The sequence below is a fragment of the Lachnoclostridium sp. An131 genome, assembly GCF_002160825.1.
GTDB lineage: Bacteria > Bacillota > Clostridia > Lachnospirales > Lachnospiraceae > Laedolimicola.
Genome location: NZ_NFLI01000022.1, coordinates 47,694 through 54,950, shown reverse-complemented (window position 1 = coordinate 54,950; position 7,257 = coordinate 47,694). Strand labels below are relative to the sequence as shown.

The 7,257-nt window shown below is 55.0% G+C and carries 4 protein-coding genes; all 4 read right to left on the bottom strand.

Annotated elements, in window-relative coordinates; genetic code table 11:
* Positions 1-117: 117 nt before the first annotated feature.
* Entirely contained in the window at positions 118-2,856 is a 2,739-nt protein-coding gene (mgtA, locus tag B5E77_RS15360; protein ID WP_087166241.1) for a magnesium-translocating P-type ATPase, read from the bottom strand.
* 468 nt (positions 2,857-3,324) lie between these two features.
* Positions 3,325-4,695: a dihydrolipoyl dehydrogenase gene (lpdA, locus tag B5E77_RS15355; protein ID WP_087166240.1), complete on the bottom strand. Its 1,371-nt coding sequence runs from the start codon at positions 4,693-4,695 to the stop codon at positions 3,325-3,327.
* 85 nt (positions 4,696-4,780) lie between these two features.
* A complete protein-coding gene (gene glpK / locus B5E77_RS15350) occupies positions 4,781-6,277 on the bottom strand; it encodes a glycerol kinase GlpK (RefSeq protein WP_087166239.1) in 1,497 nt (498 codons plus the stop codon).
* Positions 6,274-7,242: a GTP-binding protein gene (locus B5E77_RS15345; RefSeq protein ID WP_087166238.1), complete on the bottom strand. Its 969-nt coding sequence runs from the start codon at positions 7,240-7,242 to the stop codon at positions 6,274-6,276. Before B5E77_RS15345 ends, glpK begins: the two co-directional genes overlap by 4 nt.
* Positions 7,243-7,257 lie beyond the last annotated feature (15 nt).

The window sequence follows — 7,257 nt, the reverse complement described above, 5'->3', positions numbered from 1 at the left end:
TATTGGTACTCCTTTCGGTTTTGTTTTTTTCGTCGAAATCATTATACCTCAAGGAGCCAATACTCTTTTTATTTATTTTTTATCAACTGACTATTTCTTTACTCCAACCAACCCGCGTCACAGAAGCGACTGATAGGCTTTCACATAGCTTTTCTTTCCCACGGTCACTGCCGCCAGGTATCCGGCTACAATCAAAAACAGCCAGAGAAAATAGCTTCCGGGCAGCGGCGTCAGCCCAAAGCCGCCGCCGAAAGGAAGGAAGGGAAGAAGCGTCAGCGCTCCCACTGCCAGAAACGTGGAGACGAGCAGGGGCGCAGAAGCCCGGCTTTTTACAAACGGCATCCGGGCCGTACGGATAAAATGAATCACCAGAGTCTGCGTCCACATGGACTCTACAAACCAGCCTGTCTGGAACAGGGCCGTAAATCCGGCCTGCGCCGCCGGGTCAAGGGTATGATAGCTGCCTCCGAACACAGCCGGGCAGATCACGAAATACATCAGCAGGTAAGTCAGAATGTCAAACACCGAGCTGACCGGCCCCATCCGGAACATAAACTTCTGTACGGAAGCTGCGTCCCAGCTGCTGGGCTGCCGGAGAAATTCCTCATCCACATGGTCCCAGGGAAGGGCGGTGCAGGATACGTCATACACCATATTTAAAAGCAGGATCTGGATCGCTTCCATCGGAAGGAAGGGCAGAAATACCGAGGCCGCCAGAACAGAAAACATATTTCCGAAATTGGACGCCGCCGTAAGCTTGATGTATTTCATCATATTCGCATAGACCTTACGTCCCTCCAGGACCCCCTGCTCCAGCACAAGCAGATCCTTTTCCAGAAGAATCACCTGTGCACATTCTTTGGCGATATCCACGGCATTATCCACAGAAATCCCCACATCCGACGCCTTCATGGCCGCGCTGTCATTGATTCCGTCGCCCAGATAGCCTACACAGTGGCCGTTTGCGCGCAGCGCCTCCACCACTCTCGCCTTCTGCTCCGGAGAAAGCTTCGCAAAGATAGAGACCTCCTCCACGCAGGCCGCAAGCTCCCGGTCCGTAAGCCCTTCCAGCTCCTCTCCCAGGAGTAGCCGGTCAGACGGGATTCCTACCATATCGCAGATACAGCGGGTCACCTTTTCATTGTCTCCGGTCAGCACCTTCGTCTCTACTCCATAGTGATGAAGAGCCTTTACCGCTCCGGCCGTGGTGGGCTTGGGCAGGTCAAGGAAGGCCAGATATCCGATCAGAACCATATCCTTCTCATCCTCCGCCGAAAATGCGCCCACAGGAGAGGGATTCGTCTTCTGGGCCAGCCCCAGCACACGCAGGCCCCTTTCATTCAGCTTTCTCACGCGCTCCAGCACCTTTTCCCGCATCTCTCCGGTCAGGGGGACGATCTGCCCGTGATACTCGGTGAAGGCAGACACCTGAAGCATTTCCTCTGCCGCTCCTTTTGTGATCATCTGCCGTTTCCCCTTCTGATCCTCCACCACAACACTCATGCGGCGGCGCTCAAAATCAAAGGGAACCTCATCGACCTTCGTATAGCTTTTCTCCAGATCCTGAAGCTCCGGATTGCCCTGCATCAGCGCCTGGGTCCGCTCGATGATAGCCCGGTCCAGAAGATTGCGAAGTCCTGTCTGGTACCAGCTGTTCAGAAACGCATGGCGCAGAATTCTGTCGTCTTCCTCTCCGTCTATATTCAGATGGCGCTCCAGCACAATCTTATCCTGTGTCAGCGTTCCCGTCTTATCGGTGCAGAGAATATCCATGGAACCAAGGTTCTGGATCGCATTGATATCCTTCATGATCACCTTCTGGCGGCTCATGGACACAGCGCCCCGGGCCAGGCAGGCAGTCACAATCACAGGCAGCATTTCCGGCGTAAGGCCGATGGCAATGGAAATCGCGAACAGAACGGCATGCAGCCAGTTTCCTTTTACAAAACCGTTCAGAAGCAGAACCACCGGAACCATAATCAGCATCAGGCGCACGAGAAGCCAGGACACAGAATTTACTCCCTTTTCAAAGGAGGTCTCCGCCCGTTTTCCTTCCAGCTTCCCGGCCATGCTGCCCAGAACGGTTCCATCACCGACAGCTGTCACGACGCCCTTGGCGCTTCCGCTGACCACATTGCTTCCCATAAAAGCCAGGCAGGTCCGCTGGAGCGCCGGCGTCTCCCGGCAGTCCGGCATCCCTGTCTTTTCCACCGGCTCGCTTTCTCCCGTCAGCGCCGACTGGCTCACAAACAAATCCTTTGTCTCCAGGATCCGCAGATCCGCCGGGATCATGTCACCGGCCGCCAGATGGATGATGTCTCCCACCACAATCTCTTCTATGGAGATTTCCCGGGGACCGTCCTCCATCCGTTCCACGCAGGCGGTGGTGCGGAGCATCTGAGACAGCCTTGCGGCCGCATTGCCGCTCCGGGTCTCCTGCACCAGGCGGAGAATCCCGGATATCAGCACCATAACCGTGATGATGATCACAGACGCCGGATTTTTCTCACCCGGCTCTGCCCAGATCACTTCTGTAAAAAGAGAAACCAGGGCCAGCGCGCAGAGAATCAGAGAAAAGGGATTCACAAACGCTTCCCAGATTCTCTGACCAAAAGAATGCTTCTCCCCCTTTGAGATCCGGTTTTCCCCGTATTTTTCCCGAAGCCCGCTTATCTGCTCCCTGGAGAGTCCTTCCGGATAAGTGTCCAGAGCCTCATAAACCTCCGCTTCCTCCATGGATGCGAACACTGCAGAGCTCTGCCCTGTCTCCCGGGTCTGAAGCTCCTTCCCTGCCTTTCCGGTTTTTTCCCTGTTTCCGATCATTCGAATAAAATTCCTTCTGAGTATGTTCTTCATAGCTTTTACCTCCATTTCTGACATGGAAGAAGCAGACAAGGCATGGAGCGCCCTGACCAGAACACAAGGACTCCCTCTTTTCAGCCTTACAGGACTGAAAAAGGGCATAAAGATACCGCAGAAAATTCATTCTCTGCGGCGATGACGTGTCAAAACAGCCTCTCTGCGGCGGAACCAGCCGCCCTGCGAGGCTTTCTGTTCAGAAAAAGACGGCAGAACATTACGCGGCCGGATCTGCAGGCCGCATGCCGGATTTTCCCATATGACGCTTCATCGCTTTGTCTGCTTTCCGACTTCGGCCATTACAACCTTCCACGTAAGTCACCTTCCTTTTGATTTCTTTCTTCTGCGGGATTTTTTCAGACTTTCTTCCCGCATGCCTATTTTAAACGCATCCGGCCCGGGAAGTCAACACCGGGCCGGAAACTTTTCTGTTAACTTTTTATGAACTGTTACTACAAATAATAACTATGAACTCAGCAGCGCTTCGCGAATCACCTCGCACACGGTCGGATGAGGAAATACCGTCCGCAGAATGCGATCCACCGGAACCTGCAGATCAATCATCAGCGCCAGGGAATAGATATATTCCGAAGCGTAGGAGGACATCAGCGCCGCTCCAATCAGCGTGTTTTTCTCCGCATCAAGAATCAGCTTGCACAGGCCGTTACTCATTCCGTTTTCCGCCACATGACGGCCGCTGAAGTTGATGGATACCTTCTTTACCTTATAAGGTCTGCCGGAGGCCTTCGCCTGTTCCTCAGACACGCCCACGAAGGCTGCTTCCGGATTTGTGTAAACCACTCCGCAGATGGCGTCGTAGCTCATGGCGTCCTCCCGGCCGAGGATATGGTTGACAGCTGCCTCTCCTTCCCGGTAGCCCACATGGGCCAGCATCACCTTTCCATTCACATCTCCGATGGCGTAGACATGGGGAACGTTCGTCTGCATATACTCATTTGTCACGATGGCCCCTCGCTCCACCTGCACGCCCAGCTCTTCCAGGCCCTCGATATTGCTGTTTGCCCGGCGTCCCACGCACATGAGGGCCTTGTCGTAGGCAGCCACATCAATTCTGCCGTCCTTCTCAAAGGTCACTACGCCTTCCGACACCTTTTTCACACTGCTGGACAGATAAAAGGTCACGCCCTTTTTCTCCATCTCCTGCTGCAGGAGCGCGCTGACTTCCCGGTCATTGGGGCCCAGCACCTTGTCCAGCATTTCGATCACAGTGACCCTGGAGCCGATTTCCTGAAAATAGGCAGCCATCTCAAAGCCAATCACGCCGCCGCCCACGATAAGCAGCTTGGCCGGAACCTCTGTCATATCCAGAATCTCATCGCTCGTCATCACCGTACCGTCGGTCAGGCCTTCCTTTACGCCCTCAATCGGCGGAATCACCGGGGATGAGCCTGTCGCCAGAATCAGATCCGCCGCTGTGTACTCTTCTCCGTCTACCGTCACCAGCAGCCTGCCGTCCTTCCGGCCGACCTTTCCCGTTCCATTCACCACCTTGACCTTCGCCCGGCGCAGACCGGCAGCCACTCCCTGCACCAGCGTCTTTACGACCTCGTCCTTCTTTCTGACCACTGCCGCCTGATCGATCCTCACGTCACCGTCTGCCGTCACGCCATAGTCTGCTCCGGCTCCGTCTGCGTAATGGTACATCTTGGAAGCGTACAAAAAGGTCTTGGTGGGAATGCATCCCACATTCAGGCAGGTGCCGCCAAGGTTCTTTTTCTCCACCAGAAGCACGCTTTTTCCATGGTGAGCCGCATATTCCGCACAGTTGTATCCGGCCGGACCGCCGCCTACGATGATTACATCAAACTCCTGCATTTCCAATTTCCTCCTCATTCTGATTTTTTCACGTTACAAATACCATTTGATTATACTTTTTATCGGAGGAATTGTCAATTTTATATCAATCTTCTTTTGCCCAGCCGTAGGCATATTTTACAGCCTTCTTCCAGCCCTTGAGCTTCCCCGCTCTCTCCTCGCCGCTGATGGCCGGCTCAAAGGTCCTGTCAACCGCCCAGTTCTTCCGTATATCCTCCGGCCCGGACCAGTAGCCCACTGCCAGACCAGCCAGGTAAGCCGCTCCCATGGCTGTGGTCTCCACACAGCGGGGACGGTTCACCGGAGCGCCTATAATGTCTGCCTGGGTCTGCATCAGAAAGTCATTGGCGCTGGCGCCGCCGTCCGCCTTCAACGCTTCCAGACGGATGCCCGAATCCGCTTCCATAGCCACCAGGACATCATTTACCTGATAAGCAATGGACTCCAGGGTTGCCCGGATAATATGATACTTGTTCACGCCTCTGGTGATCCCTACGATCGTTCCCCGGGCATACTGGTCCCAGTAGGGCGCTCCCAGGCCGGTAAAGGCCGGCACCACATAGCAGCCATTGGTATCGCTGACCTTTTTCGCCATATACTCGGAATCCTCCGAGGAATCAATCAGTCTCATCTCGTCCCGGAGCCACTGAATCGCGGCTCCTGCCACAAAAATGGAGCCCTCCAGCGCGTAGGTTACTTTCCCGTCGATTCCCCAGGCAATGGTCGTCACCAGGCCGTTCTCGGAAAACACAGGCCGTTCTCCCGTATTCATCAGCAGGAAGCAGCCTGTCCCATATGTATTTTTCGCCTCGCCGGGATGGAAACAGGTCTGTCCGAACAGGGCTGACTGCTGATCGCCCGCGGCGCCAGCGATGGGAATGGGCCCGCCGAAAAAGGAAGGATCGGTACAGCCGTAAACACAGCTGGAAGGCTTTACCTCCGGCAGCATGCTTTCCGGAATATTCAGGACCTCCAGAATGTCCCGGTCCCATTCCAGCGTATTGATATTGAACAGCATGGTACGGGAGGCATTGGAATAATCCGTCACATGAACGGCTCCCTTCGTCAGCTTCCAGATCAGCCAGGTCTCCACAGTTCCGAAAAGCAGCTCTCCCCGTTCGGCGCGCTCCCTGGCTCCGGGCACATGATCCAGAATCCAGCGGATCTTCGTAGCGGAGAAATAAGCGTCAATCACAAGCCCTGTCTTCTTCCGGAAGCTGTCTGTAAGCCCTCTCTCCTTCAGCAGATCGCAATACCGCGCCGTCCGGCGGCACTGCCAGACAATGGCATGATAGACCGGTTCTCCTGTATTCTTATCCCAGACGATGGCAGTCTCACGCTGATTTGTGATGCCGATGGCGGCTATGTTTTCCGCTGCCGCCCCTATCATGCTCATGGCCTCCACCGCCACGCCCAGCATACTGGCCCAGATCTCGTCCGCGTCGTGCTCCACCCAGCCCGGCTTCGGGAAATGCTGATGAAATTCCCTCTGAGCCACGCTGCACATTTCCCCCTTTTCATTAAACAGGATGCAGCGGTTGCTGGTCGTCCCCGCATCCAATGCCATAATATACTTTTTCACCCTTCCGTTCCTCCTTGCAGATACCTTTCTATCTTTTCTTTGTTCAGCCCTTCTCCTATGGCGATCAGAATCTCCTGCCCTGCCTGAATGGGCCGCAGCGCCGTCTCCTGCCGGGTCGCATTCAGCTCAAGCCAGCCCTCGCTTCCATGTTCCGCGCCCTGGCTCCTCACAAACCCCTTCAGCCGGAAGACAGAGCCACAGGCCGGATCTCCCAGAATCCTTTCCGCCGCACGCCGCAGGCTCTCTTCTGTCAGCTGTACATTCATAAAAAAGAGAGAGTCAAAGGCCTGATTTTCTCCCAGATCCATTTTTTCATAGTCCGCAGGCACATAGCCGCAGGAAGAACATCTCTGAAAGTCCTCATCCGTAAGGCCCTCCCAGTCCTTACAGAGAATTTCCCTTCCAATCCGGAGCCTGCGCTTACACTGCGCCCTCTCAAGCGCCCGGTTCAGACGCTCTTCCGTCCCGCGAATCTCTTCCATCGAAGCCTCCCGGCTCCTGCTTATGAGCACGCAGCCCGCACACGCCGCTTCCGAAGCCAGCAGATATTCCGCCGCCTGCGGCAGCTCCTTCTCCAGCTTCGCATTCACAACCGCGATCACGCTTCCGATTTCATACCACCTGTCCAGAGGCTCCTCATGCAGGGCGTCGAAAAATTCATCTACATCATAGATCCCGGACGGCTCCACCAGCACCCGGTCATAACCGCTCATTCCCATGGCAATCAGCTTCGTCCGAAACCTCCGCCGGTGCGTCTCCTGATCTCCTCCTCCGGAAACCATTTCCAGCTCGCAGCGCTCCCCTTCCAAATCCCGGAGAAGCATCATGTCCACATTGACGGCTCCGAAATCATTTTCCAGGATTCCGACATACTGGCCCCGGGCCATGAGCCAGGCCGCATATTTTTTCAGAAACGTCGTCTTGCCTGATCCAAGGAAGCCGGTAATCAAATCTATTTTTATCATAGCTCCTCTATGCTC

Bases quoted from the DNA above. Each gene is read 5' to 3' on its own strand.
- B5E77_RS15345 (WP_087166238.1), bottom strand. From the start codon at position 7,242: ATGATAAAAATAGATTTGATTACCGGCTTCCTTGGATCAGGCAAGACG.
- lpdA (WP_087166240.1), bottom strand. From the start codon at position 4,695: ATGCAGGAGTTTGATGTAATCATCGTAGGCGGCGGTCCGGCCGGATAC.
- mgtA (WP_087166241.1), bottom strand. From the start codon at position 2,856: ATGAAGAACATACTCAGAAGGAATTTTATTCGAATGATCGGAAACAGG.